The sequence below is a fragment of the Pseudoduganella sp. RAF19 genome (genome assembly GCF_052114165.1).
Classification (GTDB): domain Bacteria; phylum Pseudomonadota; class Gammaproteobacteria; order Burkholderiales; family Burkholderiaceae_D; genus Rugamonas.
Genome location: NZ_JBFREF010000010.1, coordinates 86,839 through 104,704 on the forward strand (window position 1 = coordinate 86,839; position 17,866 = coordinate 104,704).

The 17,866-nt window shown below is 62.1% G+C and carries 19 protein-coding genes and 1 tRNA gene; 3 read left to right on the forward strand and 17 right to left on the reverse strand.

All coding sequences use genetic code 11. The annotated features are described in order from the left end of the window. Positions 1 to 2 precede the first annotated feature (2 nt). The 8 genes from epsG to abc-f form a co-directional block, all read right to left on the reverse strand. Positions 3 to 875, reverse strand: a complete 873-nt coding sequence (epsG, locus tag AB4Z19_RS25080) for a chain length determinant protein tyrosine kinase EpsG (protein ID WP_442023100.1) — start codon at positions 873 to 875, stop codon at positions 3 to 5. A gap of 13 nt (positions 876 to 888) precedes the next feature. Continuing rightward, entirely contained in the window at positions 889 to 2,298 is a 1,410-nt protein-coding gene (gene epsF / locus AB4Z19_RS25085; protein WP_442023099.1) for a chain length determinant protein EpsF, read from the reverse strand. A gap of 16 nt (positions 2,299 to 2,314) precedes the next feature. After that, entirely contained in the window at positions 2,315 to 3,106 is a 792-nt protein-coding gene (epsE, locus tag AB4Z19_RS25090) for a polysaccharide export protein EpsE (protein ID WP_442036406.1), read from the reverse strand. A gap of 36 nt (positions 3,107 to 3,142) precedes the next feature. Continuing rightward, positions 3,143 to 4,105, reverse strand: coding sequence for an EpsD family peptidyl-prolyl cis-trans isomerase (locus AB4Z19_RS25095; protein ID WP_442036408.1), 963 nt, complete (start codon positions 4,103 to 4,105; stop codon positions 3,143 to 3,145). Between the two features lie 99 nt (positions 4,106 to 4,204). After that, positions 4,205 to 5,587, reverse strand: a complete 1,383-nt coding sequence (locus AB4Z19_RS25100; RefSeq protein WP_442036410.1) for an undecaprenyl-phosphate glucose phosphotransferase — start codon at positions 5,585 to 5,587, stop codon at positions 4,205 to 4,207. Between the two features lie 22 nt (positions 5,588 to 5,609). Next, the gene (gene epsL / locus AB4Z19_RS25105; RefSeq protein ID WP_442036412.1) at positions 5,610 to 6,809 is read right to left on the reverse strand and encodes an XrtB/PEP-CTERM-associated polysaccharide biosynthesis outer membrane protein EpsL; all 1,200 of its coding nucleotides are present in this window, start codon (positions 6,807 to 6,809) and stop codon (positions 5,610 to 5,612) included. Positions 6,810 to 6,827: 18 nt separating this feature from the next. Next, positions 6,828 to 7,556, reverse strand: a complete 729-nt coding sequence (locus AB4Z19_RS25110; protein ID WP_442028744.1) for a CAAX prenyl protease-related protein — start codon at positions 7,554 to 7,556, stop codon at positions 6,828 to 6,830. 108 nt (positions 7,557 to 7,664) lie between these two features. Beyond that, on the reverse strand, positions 7,665 to 9,575 hold the full coding sequence (abc-f, locus tag AB4Z19_RS25115; RefSeq protein ID WP_442036414.1) for a ribosomal protection-like ABC-F family protein: 1,911 nt from the start codon (positions 9,573 to 9,575) through the stop codon (positions 7,665 to 7,667). 80 nt (positions 9,576 to 9,655) lie between these two features. On the opposite strand from abc-f, the gene AB4Z19_RS25120 reads away from it, so the two are divergent. Together AB4Z19_RS25120 and AB4Z19_RS25125 are read left to right on the forward strand one after the other, a co-directional pair. Then, positions 9,656 to 9,730: transfer RNA gene (locus AB4Z19_RS25120), tRNA-Arg, on the forward strand. 106 nt (positions 9,731 to 9,836) lie between these two features. Next, complete coding sequence (locus AB4Z19_RS25125) at positions 9,837 to 10,151, forward strand: hypothetical protein (RefSeq protein ID WP_442036416.1); 315 nt, start codon at positions 9,837 to 9,839, stop codon at positions 10,149 to 10,151. 51 nt (positions 10,152 to 10,202) lie between these two features. Here AB4Z19_RS25125 and AB4Z19_RS25130 read toward each other — a convergent pair whose 3' ends face one another. Both AB4Z19_RS25130 and AB4Z19_RS25135 read right to left on the reverse strand, forming a co-directional pair. Further along, positions 10,203 to 10,613: an SRPBCC family protein gene (locus AB4Z19_RS25130; RefSeq protein ID WP_442036418.1), complete on the reverse strand. Its 411-nt coding sequence runs from the start codon at positions 10,611 to 10,613 to the stop codon at positions 10,203 to 10,205. Positions 10,614 to 10,621: 8 nt separating this feature from the next. Beyond that, positions 10,622 to 11,635 (reverse strand): aldo/keto reductase, encoded by a 1,014-nt coding sequence (locus AB4Z19_RS25135; RefSeq protein WP_442030128.1) that lies wholly within the window; start codon positions 11,633 to 11,635, stop codon positions 10,622 to 10,624. A gap of 104 nt (positions 11,636 to 11,739) precedes the next feature. Between AB4Z19_RS25135 and AB4Z19_RS25140 the strand changes: the two genes are divergently transcribed. Beyond that, positions 11,740 to 12,636, forward strand: coding sequence for a LysR substrate-binding domain-containing protein (locus AB4Z19_RS25140; protein ID WP_442036420.1), 897 nt, complete (start codon positions 11,740 to 11,742; stop codon positions 12,634 to 12,636). A 96-nt stretch (positions 12,637 to 12,732) separates the two neighbouring features. On the opposite strand, the gene AB4Z19_RS25145 is transcribed toward AB4Z19_RS25140, so the two are convergent. The 7 genes from AB4Z19_RS25145 to AB4Z19_RS25175 all read right to left on the reverse strand — a co-directional run bounded on the left by AB4Z19_RS25145 (position 12,733) and on the right by AB4Z19_RS25175 (position 17,866). Then, positions 12,733 to 13,122 (reverse strand): PEP-CTERM sorting domain-containing protein, encoded by a 390-nt coding sequence (locus AB4Z19_RS25145; RefSeq protein ID WP_442028208.1) that lies wholly within the window; start codon positions 13,120 to 13,122, stop codon positions 12,733 to 12,735. A 216-nt stretch (positions 13,123 to 13,338) separates the two neighbouring features. Continuing rightward, positions 13,339 to 14,064: a PEP_CTERM-anchored TLD domain-containing protein gene (locus AB4Z19_RS25150; RefSeq protein WP_442028207.1), complete on the reverse strand. Its 726-nt coding sequence runs from the start codon at positions 14,062 to 14,064 to the stop codon at positions 13,339 to 13,341. 57 nt (positions 14,065 to 14,121) lie between these two features. Continuing rightward, complete coding sequence (locus AB4Z19_RS25155; RefSeq protein ID WP_442028206.1) at positions 14,122 to 14,514, reverse strand: RidA family protein; 393 nt, start codon at positions 14,512 to 14,514, stop codon at positions 14,122 to 14,124. 10 nt (positions 14,515 to 14,524) lie between these two features. Then, positions 14,525 to 15,679 (reverse strand): acyl-CoA dehydrogenase family protein, encoded by a 1,155-nt coding sequence (locus AB4Z19_RS25160; RefSeq protein WP_442028205.1) that lies wholly within the window; start codon positions 15,677 to 15,679, stop codon positions 14,525 to 14,527. After that, entirely contained in the window at positions 15,680 to 16,534 is an 855-nt protein-coding gene (locus tag AB4Z19_RS25165) for an enoyl-CoA hydratase family protein (RefSeq protein WP_442036422.1), read from the reverse strand. Next, positions 16,531 to 17,007, reverse strand: coding sequence for a MarR family winged helix-turn-helix transcriptional regulator (locus tag AB4Z19_RS25170; RefSeq protein ID WP_442024360.1), 477 nt, complete (start codon positions 17,005 to 17,007; stop codon positions 16,531 to 16,533). Before AB4Z19_RS25170 ends, AB4Z19_RS25165 begins: the two co-directional genes overlap by 4 nt. A gap of 7 nt (positions 17,008 to 17,014) precedes the next feature. Further along, a complete protein-coding gene (locus AB4Z19_RS25175; RefSeq protein WP_442024362.1) occupies positions 17,015 to 17,866 on the reverse strand; it encodes an SDR family NAD(P)-dependent oxidoreductase in 852 nt (283 codons plus the stop codon).

Consider the following 17,866-nt stretch of genomic DNA (forward strand, 5'->3'; position numbering starts at 1 on the left):
GATCAGAAGTCGACCAGGACCGAGCCCACCACTTCGCAACCTGCCTGGGCCGCCTGCTCGCCCAGGGCGGCCACATCGTACAGCGAAGTCTTATTCTTGCGCACCACCACCAGCACGCCATGCGCGCGCGCCATCACTGGCAGCGCATCGGACGCCGTGGCCAGATCCGCGCAGTCGTACAGCACGATATCGTGCATCGCTTCCAGCTGCGTATTCAGGCCGCCGAAAGCGTGGCGCGCCAGCAGCTCGGCCGGATTAGGCGGCTCGGTGCCCGCCGACAGCACGGACAGCGAAACGAAACCATCGATCGGCGCCACCGAATCCATGCTGGCGCGGCCGGCCAGCATGTCGGACAAGCCCAGGCGCCCTTGCAGATCGAAGATGGTGTGCTGGCTGGGGTGGCGCAGATTGGCATCCACCAGCAGCGTGTTCTCGCCCAGTTGCGAGAACACCACCGCCAGGTTGGCGGCGAACAGGCTGGCGCCATCGCCCGGACCGGCGCCGACAATCGCCAGCGCCTTGCGGCCGCGCGCGAACCAGCGCATCATCAGCTGGCTGCGGACGGCGCGCAGCATTTCCACCTGGCGGCTGAAGGGTTGAAAGGCCGCCACCAGCTTGGGCGAATACTGATTCTCGCCCACCTGCACATAGGGATAGTCGAACTGGCGCGCCAGCACCTGCTGGATATCGGCTTCGTCCACCAGGCCCAGACGGCGGGCCGCCTCGCCGAAGCGGATGCCCTCCTCCCGCTGCAAGGCCAGCACATTCTCGGCATTTTCCGGCGTGATCTTGCCGGACTCCAGCAGCAGTGCACCGATGCTGGCCTGGCGCGCATTGTGGCCCAAACCAGAGTTGATGGGGTAAGGATGATTCATGGCAGACTCCATTTCAGTTCATGCTCAGCTGGCGGCGCGGCGGATTCAGGCGCAGCGGACCAAAGCGGCGCGGCTTGGGCGGATTCCAGTCGATGGCGCCCAGCACGGGGATCTGCACCACTTCCGACAGGTCGGTGGCGGAACGCACGCGGCGGTCGAACATCTCGGCCAGCATCGCCAGGCCAATGCCCAGCATGCTGCCCAGGAATAGCGACAGCACGGTGTTCAGGATGATCTTCGGACCAGCCGGTTCAATCGGCGGCACGGCCGGATTCAGCACCGACACGTCGGACTGATCGGACTGGCCTTCGATACGGGTCTGAGAGAAGCGCATCGACGCGTTGTCGAAGGCGTGCTGGGCGCTTTCGACATCCTTGTTCATCACATTCATCTCGTCGCGATAGCGGTTCAGCTCCAGCACCTTGGATTTCTGCTCCGCCAGCGCTGCGCGCAGGGCCGCTTCGCGCTGGGCGAAGATGCCGGCGTTATTGCTGACGGAAGCCGAGGTGATGGCGGTGTTCTCACGCAGCGCGCGGCGCAGGCGTTCCGCTTCCGCGCGAGCGCTTTGCACCTGCGGATGGTTCTGGCCCAGGCGCTGGTTCAATTCGGCCAGCTTGCTGTCGGCGGTGGCCAGCTGCAGCTTCAGGTTCTGCACCACCGGGCTGCCCGCCACGTCAGGCGATTCGCCGCCCTGGCCGCGCGCCATGGCCTGGCGCGAGGCCGCTTCCATCGACTGCGATTGCGCCATCACCAGCTGGGTGGACAGGTCGTTCAGGCGCTGGTTCTCCACGTCCAGGCGATTGTCCAGGCTGACGATGCCGTGGTCCTGCTGATACTTGGAGAGCTTGGCCTGAGCCGCCTCCAGGTTATCGCGCAGTACCTTGAGCTGGTTGTCGAAGTAATGGGTCGCCTTGCGCATCGGATCGACGCGCAGCTGCACCGTGGCCTTCATGTATTCGTCGGCGAAGGCATTGGCCACCGCCGCCACGAATTGCGGATCGGAACCCTTGAAGGTCACGTCCACCACCGAGCTTTCTTTCGACGGCACGATTTCGAGCTTCTTCTGCAGCAGCTCGGCCAGCCAGTCGCGCACGGTGCCGTGGCCATCCGTCGATTCCTGGAATTGCTGGATGACGGCGGGGCTATCGGCCAGCTTCAGCTGGTCCACCACGCGCAGCGCCACGTTCTTGCTGCTGATGATGTCGATCTGGGTGGCCATATAGCCTGGCAACAGGTTGCCCGGCAATGTCAGCCCGGTCAGCGGGTCGATGCCCTTGAAGTTCATCACCAGCGAGCTGGTGGCTTTATAGGTCTTGGGCAGCAGGAAGCTGACAACGAGGGTGGCGCACACCGTCACGAGCAAGGTCAGCAGCACGATGCGCTTGCGGGCGCGGAGGATCAGCAGAAACTGGGCAAAATTCATAATAGTCCCCTGCCGGTCAGAACCAGCTCTCCTTGATGTATATGACGTCGTCGGTTTGCACCAGGTCGTCGGCTTTCGCATCGACCACGTGCATGGAACCGTCGCCGTTGCGGCGCTTGATGCGGGTGCCGCGCTCGGTGCCGCGCGGGGTCAGTCCACCGCCCACCGCCAGCGCCTGTGCCACGGTCATCTGGCGTTCCAGGCGGAAGGAGCCGGGACGCTGCACTTCGCCATAGATGTAGAAGTGCGGGCTGCGTTCCGCGTAGATCACATCGCCCGGCGCCAGTTCCATGTCTTTATCCATGGCGCCGTTGCGCACGATGTCGACCACGTCGACCACCGTCTTGGTGACCTGTCCGTTACGATTGCGCACCAGGGTCACGGTGTCGCCGCCGTCGGCATTGAAGCCGCCCGCCTGCGCCAGCATGTCCATCACGCCGCGCTTGCCGCCTTCCAGCGGATAGCGGCCCGGACGATTCACCATCCCCAGCACCGACACCTGCGCGCTGGCCACTTGCGACACGATCAGGTTGACCTGCGCCTTGCGCACATAGCCGCCCTTCTCCAGCAAGCCGCCGATTTTCTTTTCCGCTTCCGGCACCGTCAGGCCACCGACTTCGACCTGGCCCAGCAGCGGGAAAGTCATGCGGCCGGAATCGCTGATGCGCGTTTCGATCGCCATATCGGGATTGCCATACACGGAAGCCTTCACCACGTCGCCAGGGCCCAGCGTGACATCCGCTGCCTGCGCGATGCCGAAGGACAGTCCGAGCAGGACTGCCATCACCCACATCATCAGTCTTTTCATCGTCATTCTCCTTCTTTGCACATTGAGGACGCCGCCTTACTTCAGGCCGGCGACGCCGCGTTCGTTCATTTCCGTCTTGCCACTATCAACGGGCGTGGCATCGGCGGACTGGGCCGGTAAGGCAGCTGCAGCCGCAGGCGTCGTTGCCGGCGCTGCTCCGGTGCCACCGGATTGATTCATGTAAGCGATCTTGGCCGTCGAGCGCAGGCGCTTGATTTCGGCTTCGGCCGCTTCCTTGTTCTTCTTCGCGTACAGGAATTGCTCAATCTGCGGCGTGGCCGTTTCCAGATTCACCGGCGCCGGGTGCACGTCCGCAATCGAGATCAGCATGCTGCGCTCGCCTTCGCGGATGATGAACATCTGCCCCCTTGGCATGGCCGCCAGCTTGGCCGACAGTTCCGGCGGCAAGTCCGAGCTGGTGCGGCTGATCTGGGCGCGTGCGTACTTGACCTTGTGCGCATCCAGCCAGGTCGACACATCGTCCAGCGACTTGGACGCATCCATTGCCGCTTTCAGCTCATCGCTGACATCGCGCGTGGCCACCACCAGCTCGCGCATATCGAATTGCTTGCGGTTGGTAAAGAACTGCGGGTTCTGGCTGAAGTAGGCTTCCACTTCCGGCTTGCTGGGCTTGGTCAGCGTACCGACACGCTTCTGCATATAGGCTTGCGCCAGGATCAGCGACTTGGCGCGTTCAATGGCTTGCACCACTTTCGGATCGCGATCGATTTTTTCCTTGGCCGCTTCGCTGTCCAGCAGCTGGCGGTCGATCAGGGCTTCCAGCACTTGCTTGCGGGTCGCTTCCTGGTTGGCCGTGGCTGGTGCATTGTTGCGTGCCAGTTCGTCGTTCAGTTGCAGTACGGTGATCTCTTCGCCGTTGACGCTGGCCAGCGCCTGGCCAGGCTTCTTCTCGGCCTTGTTACCACATGCGACCAGAGCGGCGGCGGTGAGGACGGCCAGTCCGGCGCTCAAGAGTCGCTGGTTGAGTTGAGTGTTCAAAGTAGTCCTCCCGATTGTTGCAAATAGACAAAATAGCAACTTTATGCTGCAATTGTAATGGGCGTATTGCCGCGCACGATTGACTTGAGATGAAAAAAGTCAATGTGCGTTTTGCCGAGCTAAAACAACTTTTACGGTGCGCAAAATAATCCAGAGGTCCAGCCACAAGGACCAGTTACGCAGGTAGTCGAGGTCGTAGCGGATGCGCGCTTCCATCTTGTCGAGCGTCTCCGTTTCGCCACGCAAGCCATTGACCTGGGCCCAGCCCGTGATGCCGGGCTTGGCCTTGTGGCGCAGCATGTAGCCCTTGATCAGCTTGCGGTATTGCTCGTTGTGCGCGACCGCATGCGGACGCGGCCCAACGATACTCATCGTGCCTTGCAGCACGTTGATGAACTGCGGCAGCTCATCCAGCGAGGTGCGCCGCAGGAAGGCGCCGATGCGGGTCAGGCGCGAATCGTTGACTTTTGCCTGCACCACTTTTGCCCCGTCTTCCGTCACCTTCATCGAGCGGAACTTGTAGACGATGATCTGTTCCCCATACAGGCCGTAGCGGCGCTGGCGGAAGATCACCGGCCCCGGTGAACTGGCCAGCACGGCCAGTGCAATCACCAGCATGATCGGCGTCAAGAGGATCAGGATGATGGTGGCCAGGATGAAATCGCTGGCACGCTTGAGCCAGCTGTTGAAGCCGGTGAACGGCGTTTCGCAAATCGCCACCACCGGCATGCCGCCCACATTGTCGAAGCGGGCTTGCATCAGGTCGAACACATAGATATCGGGCAGGAAGTAGACCGATGCCGTGGTGTCCTGCAAATCGTCCAGCAGCTTGCGGATGCGCGGCTGTGCCGAGATCGGCTGGCTGATGAAGATCATCTTGATATTGTTCTCGCGCACATAGGCCGCGACATCGTCCATCTTGCCCAGCACCGGGTAATTCAATTCGCCGGCCATGCGCTCCACCCCGCGGTCGTCGAAGAAGCCACGCACGCTGAGGAACAGATTGGGATAACGGTCGATGGTGCGGGCAAACTTCGCGCCCACATCGTTGGCGCCGACAATCAGCACCGAACGCACTTCGCTGGCCTTGGCCGGATCGACACTGACCTTGCGCGCAGCCAGGTGGCTGAACAGCAGCGCAAATGGCGTGGCAAAGAACCAGCTCAGCACCACCGAGGTTTCGTAGTGATACGCCAGCCCGCTGGCATTGCCGAGGAAAACCAGGATGATGGCCGTGACAATCCAGCCCATGAAAATATCGCGCGAGTAGGCCAGGATACGGCCGGAGCGCCACATGCGGTACGGGTCCACCTGCTGATAGACCGATGAAGAGATAAAGAACGCCAGCACCATCAGCACCAGCGAATAACCAGTAAACGGTTCGCCATACAGCACCGAAGTGAAGTACAGCGTGCCCATGATGATCAGCGGGTCAAGCACGCGCTGAAAAAAGGCGACGATGGGTAAATCATTGACAGTCATTGGTGTTCCCGTACTGCGAGTTTTAAAACTGTGCCGTAGCGCTGACCGTGAAGCCATTGGCCTTGTAGCTTCCCGTGCCGGCCAGCGGCGAACCGCTGCGCTTTTCGTGGAAGCCGCTCACGTTCAGCTGGATCTGGCGGACCGGCGTGTATTGCAGGCCCACCGTGGTGCTGCGTGTAGTGTCGCTGGCGTCGCCATTGAAGATGACGCCACCCAGCGGCTCGAAGCGGCGCGTCTCGCGCCGGAATGCCGCGTTAGCCTGGATCTTGGACGTCGCATCCCAGGTACCGGAAATGCTGCCGCCCTTGTTCAAGCTATTGCTGATCAGAGTCGATTCCACTGCCGAAAATTCCCGCCATGCGTCGCCCTGGAACTTCAGCTTGACGCGCGGTTTCCAGGTCAGCGTGACGCGGCCGTTGGCACCGCTCTTGTCGCGATCGGTGAAAGTGTCGTGCTTGCGCTTGGCGTAACCCGCCAGCACCTGCAGCTGCGTGATCTCGCTGTAGAGCCAGTTCACGTTCAGCTTCAGCTCATCCTGGGTATAGCCTTCGTCCAGGAAGGCCGTGCCGAGACGGCGGTCGTTCAGGTAATTGCCTTTCAGACGGCGCGCCACCAGACCGACCTTGCTGCCGCTGGGCGCCAGGTAATCGATGCCCGCTTCGGTCAAATCCTCCGTGCGGTCATTGATGCTCTGGGCCGGCAGCTCGTAGGTGTATTTGTTGCGCTGGAAGCCCGCGCGCGCGCGCCAGCTGGGATGGAATTTCCAGCCACCGTTGATGTACTCGCGGTACTGCGTACGCAGGTTGCGGTCATCGCTGTGGAAGTCGTTGAACGGGGTCAGCGTCTGAGAGTAAGCCCCGCCCAGATTGCCGTCCAGATGATTGCCGAGGACCCAGGCCAGATCGGCGTTGAAGTCCTTGCCGTTGTAATTGAGCTGGTCGTAGTGGTCGAACGTGACGCGCGAAATTTTCGCCTGTCCCGTCAGTTTCTGGCGTCCGATCGGACGGTCGACCAGGAAGCCCGCAATGGCTTGCGTGGCGCGGTCCGAGCGCTGGAAGGTGTCCGGCGTGTCGTCGGGCACGCGCAGCAGGTTGTCGTCGTAGGTGTAAGCCACCGAAGCAAACGGTTTGATGGTATCGCTGATATCGGCGCGCGCCATGCCGCAAGCGAGCAGCGCAACAGCCAAAGGCAGCAGACGGAGTTGGGACAGAGGTTTGTGCATGAAAGACCCTTCTTGTTTTTACCAGTATGTCCAGCTGCCTGTCGCGAGAATCCAGACGCCGAGCAGGCAGTTCGTGACGGCGTGGGCCAGCGTGGGGGCCCATAAGGTGCCGCTGCGCATATAGAGCAGGGTGTAGGCTGCGCCAGCCACCATTCCGGCCAGCCACAGGTTGTGTTCGACGCCGAATAGTAGCACCGTGATAAGGAAAGACTTAACCTTCACAGATGAAGGGTGTACGGCGAGGAAACGATTGTCTTCCAGCCAGCGCAGCAGGAAGGAGCGCCAGAACAGCTCTTCCATCACAGGCACGATCAGGGCCGCACCGCCGATGCGCAAAGCGACCAGCAGCCAGTCGATATGGCCTGCTTCGTTGGTGGGATCGAATCCGGTGGAGCTGCCGATCTGCATCCAGTCGGCGTTCAGGCTGATCCACAGCGCCAGCACCAGCACGCCGGTGACGATGGAGATCACCGCCATGCCGGGCGACAGGCGGGCCTGGCTCAGTTCAGTGTAGTGACGGCGGCAGGCCAGCAGCGCCAGCAGAACCCCGCCGATCTTGATGGCATACAGCCAGCGCAGCTGGTCGGCTGCGAAGCCGGACCGCTCCAGCACGTCCTGCACCCCGATGAAGCCCAGATAGATGGCGAAGGGCAGTACCCGCGGCAGGACTGCGCCTGCTGCGATGTCGCCGCCAGGGCCTGCCGTGGCGGCCCGTGCAATCGGTGGTTCCGGGTGCTGGACTGACATTGTTAATCTGCTCCTTTGACAAGGTTTTGCAGATATTACAATGTCCTGCTGAGCTGGCGCGCACGAAAGTGCGAACCGGAAATTTGAAGAAAAAGGTGTTGACCCAGATCAAATACTACTGCGCGACTCGATCTCTTCCCAGCGTTCGAGCGCGGCCATCAGTTCTTCTTCGATTTCGCCGATGCGCTGGTTCAGGCGCTTGGCTTCCGCCGGCGTCTTCTTGTAAAAGTCCGGATCGGATAGCGTCACGTTGAGCGCGCTCTGCTCGTCTTCCAGCTTGGCGATCAGTTTCGGCAACTCTTCCAGCTCGCGTTGTTCCTTGAAGCTGAGCTTTTTGGGCTTGGCCGCAGGTGCCGGTGCCGGCGCAGCTGCCGGCGCGGCCGCGCTGGCCTTCTTCGGCACAGGCGCAGCAGCAGCTTGCGTGGCGTCGCGCACGCGCTCCCAGTCGCTGTAGCCGCCCACATATTCCTTCCACTTACCCTGCCCTTCAGCCACGATCACCTGCGTCACCACATTGTCGAGGAACATGCGGTCGTGGCTGACCAGGAAGACCGTGCCGTTGTAGTCTTCCAGCAGTTCTTCCAGCAGTTCCAGCGTATCGATATCGAGGTCGTTGGTGGGCTCGTCCAGCACCAGTGCGTTGGCGGGCTTGGCGAACAGGCGCGCCAGCAGCAGGCGGTTGCGCTCGCCACCGGACAGGGTCCGCACCGGCGAACGGGCGCGCTCAGGCTCGAACAGGAAGTCGCCCAGATAGCTCATCACGTGCTTCTTCTGGCCGTTGATCTCGACCCAGTCGGAACCCGGCGAAATCGTATCGGCCAGGCTGGCTTCTTCGTTCAGCTGCGCCCGCATCTGGTCGAAGTACGCCACCTGCAGTTTGGTGCCCTGCTTGATGGTGCCGGCGTCCGGCTGTTCTTCGCCGAGGATCAGCTTGAGCAGCGTGGTCTTGCCCGCGCCGTTGGCGCCGATCAGGCCAATCTTATCGCCGCGCATGATGATGCTGCTGAAGTCCTTGACGATCACCTTGTCGCCAAAGGCTTTGTCGACGTTTTCCAGCTCCGCGACGATCTTGCCGGAGCGCTCGCCGGACGCCACTTCCAGGCGCACCTGTCCCTGCTGGTCGCGGCGTACGGCGCGCTGCTCGCGCAGGCGCTCCAGGCGGCGCACACGGCCCTCGTTGCGGGTGCGGCGCGCTTCCACGCCTTTACGAATCCACACTTCTTCCTGGGCCAGGAATTTGTCGAACTTGGCGTTCTCCACTTCCTCGATCGCCAGCTGTTCCTGCTTGCGGGTCTGGTAGGCGCTGAAGTTGCCGGGATAGGACAGCAAGGTGCCGCGGTCCAGCTCGATGATGCGCGTAGCGACGTTGTCCAGGAAGGAGCGGTCGTGGGTAATGAACAGGATGCTGCCCTTGAAATCGCGCAGCAGGCCTTCCAGCCACATGATGGAGGTGAAGTCCAGGTGGTTGGTCGGTTCGTCCAGCAGCAGCACGTCGGGCGCCGCGACCAGGGCGCGCGCCAGCGCCACGCGCTTTTTCATACCGCCGGACAGCGTGTTCATCTTCGCTTCCTTGCCCAGATTCAGGCGGTCCAGCGTTTGCTCGACTTTGTTCTTCAGGTTCCAGGCATCGGCGGCATCCAGTTTCAGCTGGATGTCGTGCATGCGCTCCATTACGGCATCATCGTCGCCGTGGCCCAGCTGGGCGGTCAGCTCTTCATAGTCCTTTGCCAGCTGCGGCAGCTCGCCCAGGCCGGCGGCAACGGCGTCATACACCGGCATCTCCGGATCGAACTGCGGCTCCTGCTCCACGTAGGCGATTTTCAGCCCCTGCTGCATGACCAGCAGGCCGTCGTCCAGCTTCTGGCGGCCGGCGATAATCTTCAGCAGCGAAGACTTGCCCGTGCCGTTGCGGCCAATCAGGCCGACGCGCTCGCCGGTTTCGAGTGCAAACTCTGCGTGGTCAAGAAGCGCATGGTGGCCAAATGCCAGCTGCGCGGAAGAGAGGGAGACGACTGCCATGACGGGGAGGAAATGAGTGCGATAAACGCGCATTGTAACAATTGCAGCGCCGTCAGCTATAATTGCGCTCGCTTTGCGTCCTCCCCGTAGCACAATGGATAGTGCACATGCCTCCTAAGCGTGGGATACTGGTTCGATTCCAGTCGGGGGGACCAGCGACCTCCTTCCGGGAACTTTTCCCACCGACCTCTGTCCCATCTCAATAACTTTTGTCCCCGCTTGAGCCAGATTGGCAGTAATTCATGCTGCGGAGGCCCAATCATGGACATCGAAACTCGCCTGGCAAAAGTCGAGGTGGAAGTGGGAACCGACAAAGAAGCAATTGAAAAACTGACCCGCGCGATTGACGACTTGCGGGCCAGCGTGGAGCGCGGCTTTTCCGAGCAACGAACCGCGATGGAGCGAGGCTTCGCCGAACAGCGTGCTGCCCTAACCGAACTTCGCCTCGATACAGACCATAAAATTGCAGAACTCCGCCGGGAGACGAACCTCAATTTCCGCTGGCTTTATGGCCTGAACATCACGAACTTAACCTTCACCATTGGAATCATTGCGCGCATGGCCGGCATTGTCTAAGTTCTTAACCGGAGAAGCCCGCACCGGGCGGGCTTCGCATTTCTCCTGTCGCTATCGGCCAAAGGCCGTAGCCAGCGCTCTCAAGCCATCTTCGTAAATGCCGCGGAAGAGGCGCGAGGCTTCTTCGTCGCTGACGCCGGCTGGCGTGAACTGGCCGGACCATTCGACGCGGGCGTTGTCCCCGTTCTCCACCACGCGCAGTGTCGAGCGGTAGCCGACGACCGGGAACGGCGCCGACAGAATCGCGTAGCTGTAGCTGCGTCCGGCGTCGTCGAAGGACAGCAGGCGCTCGACGATGGCGTCACCGCTTGGATTTGCCAGCGTGCGGACCCGCCCTCCTTCGCTCAACTCACTTTTCGGAATATATGGCAGCCAGTCCGGCAGCGAATCGAAGCCGCCGATCAGTTGCCATACACGTTCCGCAGAGGCAGGGATCTCAATGTGTGCAGATGCTGTAGCCATGGCGCACCTCAAACTGGCAGTGGAGCATTGGCGGCGACCAGGCCCTGCTCGCGCAGTTCGCACCAGAACGCCGCAGGAATCTTCTCCGCCAGCGCCGCGCGGTCTTCCTGGATGCGCTCGGGACGGCTGGCGCCAGGAATCACCGAAGCCACCAGCGGATTGGCCAGCACGAACTGCAAGGCCGCCGCCTTCACGCTGATGCCATGGCGCGCAGCCAGTGTCTTGATGCGCTCAACCTTGGCCAGGATTTCCGGCGAGGCCTTCTGATATTCGAAGGTCGCGCCGCCGGCCAGAACGCCCGAGCTGTAAGGACCGCCGACTACCAGTTCCGCATTATTCGCCTTCAGCGCAGGCATCAGGCGTTGCAGCGCGCGCTCATGGTCCAGCATGGTATAGCGTCCGGCCAGCAGGAAGCCATCCGCCTGCACTTCCTGCAGATCCAGCAGCAATTCGATCGGCTCGACGCGGTTCACACCGAGACCCCAGGCCTTGATCACGCCCTGCTCGCGCAACTGCTGCAGCACGCGGAAGGCGCCGGTGCGGGCTTCTTCAAATTTGGCCAGCCATTCATCGCCGTAGAAGTCCTGCGCCACATCGTGGACATAGACGATGTCCAGATGATCGGTATTCATACGTTTCAGACTGTCTTCAATCGAGCGCAGGGTGGCCGTCGCGGTGTAGTCGTTGACAATCTTGTTCGGACGGCCATGCACGAACAGGCCGCCTTTCTCGCCCAGGTCGCGCGCCTTGGCGTCTTCCACTTCATCCAGAATCAGGCGGCCCACTTTGGTGGACAGCACATAATCGCTGCGCTTATGCTTTGCCAGCGCTTTGCCGAGGCGGATTTCAGCCAGGCCCGCGCCATAGAACGGCGCCGTATCGAAGTAGCGTACGCCCTGCTCCCACGCCGCGTCGACAGTGGCTTCCGCTTCTTCCTCCGGAATATTGCGGAACATATTGCCCAGAGGCGCAGTGCCAAAGCCAAGTGGATTGTCGCCGATCAGTTTATCTTTGATGCTCATGTTACGAACTCCTAAATGGGTTAGTTGGTAGAGCCCAGTCTAGTCAGTCGACTTAAGTCTGTCTAAGACGGAATGTGCGACACTTGAGTCCTCGGAGGTCTGAAATGCTTGATATACGCCAACTACATTACTTCGTCGTCGTCGCTGAAGAGGAAAACGTCGGCCGCGCTGCGGAAAAATTGCACATCTCACAATCCCCGCTGAGCCGGCAGATTGCTCAGCTCGAAGAAAAGCTAGGACTCACGCTTTTCGAGCGAGCACAACAGCGTATCAGGCTCACGCGCGACGGCCATACTTTTCTCGCCGAAACCAAGGCTTTTCTAACGCATGCCAACCGCCTCGAATCCATGGCCAAGCGCCTGGGGCGCGGCGACGAAGGCGGCCTGTGCATCGGCTATCTGGAAAACGCCATGCATTCGGGCGTGCTGCCGAATTCCCTGCGCGAGCTGCGCAAGACGCGTCCCGCCGTGCACGTAGCGCTTTACAACTACCACTCGGCGGATCAACTGGAAGGCCTGCGCCAGCGCAGCCTGGACATCGCCCTGGTCTGTGAGCCGCCTGCGCCGGATGATCCCGATCTCGACTTCGCGCAAGTGCTGAACGATCCGATGCTGCTGGCGATTCCGGAAGGCCATCCGCTGGCGACGGCGCTGAATCTGACGCCGGCCGATCTCGGCGCCGAAAAGTGGATTGGGGTGCTGCACAAGGAAAGCACGCTGGGCCACGACAACTTCGTGGCAGCCTGCGCGCGCGCCGGCTTCACACCGCAAATCAAGATGGAGGCCACCGAGCCGCTGGCCGCGCTGGGCCTGGTCGCCGCGGGCCTCGGGCTGACGATGATCCAGCACAGCCTGCGCTACCAGGCGCCGAAAGGCGTGGTGCTGCGCGACCTGTCCTGGTTCACCTACCGCACGCCGCTGTGGGCAGCCTGGCACAAGGTCAACCTGCGCCCGCTGGTCGAGATCTTCCGCAAGACGCTGCTGGAGACCAGCGCCACCTGATCGCTGCGTAAGAAGAGTTTTGCCGCCGGCCGGCTGAGGGCCAATTCAGCCTGGGCCTGCGCGCGGGTCCGCTACTACAACGTGGTCCTGCAACGACTAACTACGACGGCGCACGATGGCGCCAATCAGGCCCAAACCTGCCAGCAGCATGCCGTAGGTTGCAAGCTCAGGAACCGGTGAGGTGACGCCTTCACCGCGGCCAAAGATGGTCGCGTTGGAGAAATCGGGATTATTGTTATTCCCCTTCTCCACAGTCCAGTTCATTTGCCAGGTGCCCGAGAGCGTCTGGCCTGCGGCGACCATCCGGTTATCGAACAACCAGGCGCCGCCCTGGTCACCGGCATGCAATGCAAAGACCAGATCCGCTACCGCTGTCGTCGAGCCGGTATTGGTCACGGTCCAGGCGCCGCTATTGCTGGTCCCGGTCAGGGTAAAGCTCAGCGGTCCGGTACGGCTGAAGGGAGCGTTGCCATCCTTCTTGCCCAACAGGGACCATGCGTCGGTTCCAAAGGAATCGAAGGCCGTGCCGAAACCGCTGGTGTCGCCGTTTTGACCGGCTTGCGGATTCCAGCCTGCTTAATACACGAAGGCATTGGCGGCAGTCCCGTTCAGTGTCGCATCGTTGGCTGACGCCGTACCCGTGTCGGCATAGGCACTACCGGCCAACAAGCATGCGGCAGCAATGTCGCCACGCTGACGAGGTCAGGCGGCAGTAAGGGCGTTCCGTTTGCGGATGACACCAAACAGTGCCAGACCTGGCAGCAGCATCATCCACGCGGCAGGTTCGGGAACCAGGGACACGGTGAACACTTCCATGTCGCCAAAGGTGATATTGGGCTTCACGTAATCGCGTCCGTCGAGCAGGCTGGAATTGAAGTTGCTGCGCTCAGGATCGATGTAGGAGTACATGATCGAATAGCCGCCATTGGTCAGATCCCAGGGCACATACAAATCATGCCCGGCGCCGAACACCGGGCCGGATTTCGCGTCGTTGAAGGTCTGGAAGGAGCCCACCGTATCGAGCGCATACGTCTTGGGCGTCTGGCGATGGAACTCGCGCGAAGTCAGGTTGAAAATAAAGCCTGTACGCTGGGACTGGTCTGCGGTGATGTGGAAGCCGTCGGTGGAAGACCAGCTTTGCGGGTTGTAGCCGCCCACCAGCCAGCTCTGACCAAGCTCGTTGGTCGCTTCCATGACGGTGAAGGTCGCGCCTTTGCCATCGGCCGCGGCGTGGAAATCGGCCGCGGTCTGTCCTTCGCGTTTCTTGTAGACGCGCTCCAGCTCGATAGGCCCCTTACCCAGCCATCTTGCAAGCTGGGCTTTGTCCGCATCCGACAGGAGCGGCGTAAAAGCGTGGACGGATGCGCTGCTAAACAGCAGGAACGCCGCGAGAGCTGCTCCTGCAAGGCGCGTGGTGTGCTGGGCCATGGTGGCACCTCCCGGCGTCTGATTTCGAACACCGAGGAATATAGCACTTTAGAAAAATTAGGCTGGCACGACTGCAGTTACTTCGATTTCCACCCTGGCCCGCGGCTCTAGCAAGCCCGCCACTTCCACCGCTGTCATAGCAGGATAGTGATTACCTATCAGCTCGCGGTACACCTGCCCGATAGCTTTATAGGCTCCCATGTATTCATGCTTGTCGACCACATACCAGGTCATGCGGGCAATATGTTCCGGCCCTCCACCCGCTTCCGCCAGCACCGCAATGGCGTTGATCAGTGCCTGGCGCACCTGGCCAGCAAAATCGTCGGTCTGGAACTGGCAGTCGGCATCCCAGCCCACCATGCCGCTGACGAACACCATGCGGCCGGCCGCGGCGATGCCGTTGGAATAGCCACGCGGTCTGGCCCAGCCAGGCGGTTGAAGAATCTGCATCGTTGCTCCTTTATGCGTCGCGCAGCAATTCGCGCGCGATAATCAATTGTTGGACTTCGGTGGCGCCTTCGTAAATACGGAGCGCGCGGATTTCGCGGTACAGGCGTTCCACCGGCTGTTCGCTGACCACACCCAGGCCGCCGAACATTTGCAAGGCGGCGTCAATCACCTGCTGCGCCGTTTCCGTGGCGGTCATCTTGGCCATTGCCGCTTCCTTCGTTACCTTGCCGCCCTGATCGCGCTGCCAGGCGGCGCGGTAAGTAAGCAGCGCCGACGCATCGATGCCGGTCGCCATTTGCGCCAGCTTCGCTTGCGTGAGCTGGAAGTCGGCCAGCGTCTGACCGAACATCTTGCGGCTTCTGGCGCGCTCCATCGCTTCGTCCATCGCGCGGCGTGCGAAGCCCAGCGCGGCGGCGGCAACCGAGGTGCGGAAGACGTCCAGCGTGGCCATCGCGACCTTGAAGCCCTGCCCCGCATCACCCAGACGTTTGGTCACCGGCACGCGCACATTGTTGAAGCGCAGGCGGGCCAGCGGGTGCGGCGCGATCACGTCGATGCGTTCCGCGATGTCGAAGCCCGGCATGTCGGCATCGACAGTGAATGCGCTGATGCCGCGCGCGCCGGGCTGTTCGCCGGTGCGCGCGAAGACGACATAGAAATCGGCGATACCGCCATTGGAAATCCAGGTCTTCTCGCCATTCAGCACATAATGGTCGCCTTGCAGCTCCGCCGCGCACTGCATGGCGGCGACGTCGGAACCGGCTTCCGGCTCCGACAACGCGAATGCCGCGATAGCTTCGCCGCTGGCCACGCGCGGCAGGTAATCGCGCTTGTTCTCCTCGCTGCCGAACAGACTGATGGCGCCGGAACCCAGGCCCTGCATGGCGAAGGCAAAGTCGGCCAGGCCATTGTGGCGCGCCAGCGTTTCGCGGATCAGGCAGATGCTGCGCGTGTCGATCACCGCGCCTGCGCCGGACGGCCCGGCCACCGCGTGGCGCAGCCAGCCTGCCGTACCCAGCGCGCGCACCAGATCGCGGCACTGCGCGTCCACATCGTGACCATGCGCGTCGCGCACATTGGCTGCTGCCCACGCGTCAAGCTCATGCTCCAGCGCTGCGTGACGCTGATCGAAGAAGGGCCAGTTCAGATAGGATTTGTCAGCCATTTAGTCGCCCTCGAAAACCGGCTTCTGCTTCGCCACGAATGCGTGGTAAGCGCGGTGGAAGTCATTGGTGGCCATGCAGATGGCCTGCGCCTGCGCCTCAGCTTCAATGGCTTCGTCTACGCCCATATTCCATTCCTGCTGCAGCATTTTCTTGGTCATGCCGTGCGCAAAGGTCGGTCCATCGGCCAGGCCTTGTGCGAACTCCTGGGCGGCGCGCAGCAGCGCGTCCGGCGCGTGCAGGCTGTTGAAGAAGCCCCAGCGTTCGCCTTCGATGCCGGACATGGAACGGCCGGTGTACAGCAGCTCCGCCGCCCTGCCCTGGCCGATCACGCGCGGCAGCAGCGCGCAGGCGCCCATATCGCAGCCCGCCAGGCCCACACGCGTGAACAGGAAGGCCGTCTTGCTGCGCTCCGTACCGAGGCGGATGTCGGAACCCAGCGCCAGCATGGAACCGGCACCGGCGCATACGCCGTCGATCGCGGCAATCACCGGCTGCGGACAGGCGCGCATGGCTTTGACGACATCGCCGGTCATGCGCGTGAAGGCCAGCAGGCCAGGCATATCCAGCTTGGTCAGCGGACCGATGATTTCGTGGACGTCGCCGCCGGAGCAGAAGTTCTCGCCGGCGCCGGTGATGACGATGGCTTTTACATCGTCCGCATAGGCCAGGGCGCGGAACAGTTCACGCAGTTCGGCGTAGGAGTCGAAGGTGAGCGGGTTCTTGCGCTCGGGACGGTCCAGCGTCAGCGTGGCGACACCGCCTTTGACTTCGAACAGGAAATGGCGCGGCTGGTAGCCGGCCAACTGGCTGCGATTGCCAGGCAAGTCCTGCGGCTGGCCTTGAAGGTATTTCATGGTTTGTCCTTGTTGAGATGGCCCTTCATCTGCGACAGCAGATCGATCAAGCGGGCCTTGTCGTCGTTGGTGAGGTCCTGCAGCAGTTCGGCGATCCAGCGCTCATGCACTTCCGCCATTTCGACGAAGGCGCGGCGGCCTTCCGGCGTGAGCATGACGCTGAAGGCGCGGCCATCCTTGGGGTCCGCCACGCGCGCCACCAGGCCTTCCTGCTCCAGCTGGTCGGTGATGCCGGTGACGTTGCCGCCGGTGACCATCATGCGCTTGCTCAGTTCTCCCATTCGCAGACCTTCCGGATGGCGTTCCAGTTGCGCCATCAGGTCGAAACGCGGCAGCGTGATGCCGAACTGCGCGCGCAGCCGGGTGCGGATTTCGTTTTCGATGCGGGTGGTGCAGGACAGCATACGTAACCAGAGTTTGAGCGACTGGTGATGGTCGCTTGTCAGACGGCTGGCCAGGTCGAAATCGGGCATGGGCTCCTCACATGACTTCACCGCCGGCGACGGCGATGGATTGTCCGTTCATCGCGGCGGCCGCGGGTTGGCAGAGCCAGGCGACTGCATTCGCGACTTCTTCCGGCTGTACCAGCTTTTGCTGCGGGTTTCCGGCGGCGAGTTCCGCGCGCGCCTGTTCTTCGCTGCGGCCGGTCTTTTGCATGATGTTCGCGACGGCGCCGGCTACGATGTCGGTTTCCGTGAAGCCGGGGCAGACCGCGTTGACCGTGATGTTCTTTGTCGCCAGCTCCAGCGCCAGCGCGCGCGTGAGGCCGATCAGGCCGTGCTTGGCCGCGACGTAGGCGCTGACGTATTTGTAGCCTTTTAGTCCGGCGGTGCTGGCGATGTTGATGATGCGCCCCCAGCCTTGTTCCAGCATCTGCGGCAGGACTGCTTGCGTGCAGTGGAAGGCGCCGGTGAGGTTCACGTTCAGCATTTGCTGCCAGTGTTCGGCGGTGGTTTTCGCAAAAGGCGCGGAGTGCGCCTGGCCTGCGTTGTTGATCAGGATGTGAATCGGGCCGCCCTGCTGAGCCGCCCGCGCAATCGCGTCACGCACGGATGCTTCATCGGTGACGTCAATCTGCTGCACGAAGACGCGCGCGCCAGCGGGCGACGCGGTGGCGGCAGCCGGCCCCGTCGATGCGCGGTCCGCGTTCGCGTTCACGCTGGCGTGCGCTGCGGGGATGGCTGCGAGGGCGGCGGCGGTGCGTTCGAGGGTGGCGAGGTCGCGGCCGGCGATGGTGACGGTGGCGCCCTGCTCCAGCAGCGCGCGGGCGCAGGCGGCGCCGATGCCGCGGCCGCCGCCGGTGATGAATGCGTGTTTTCCTGCAAGCGTCAT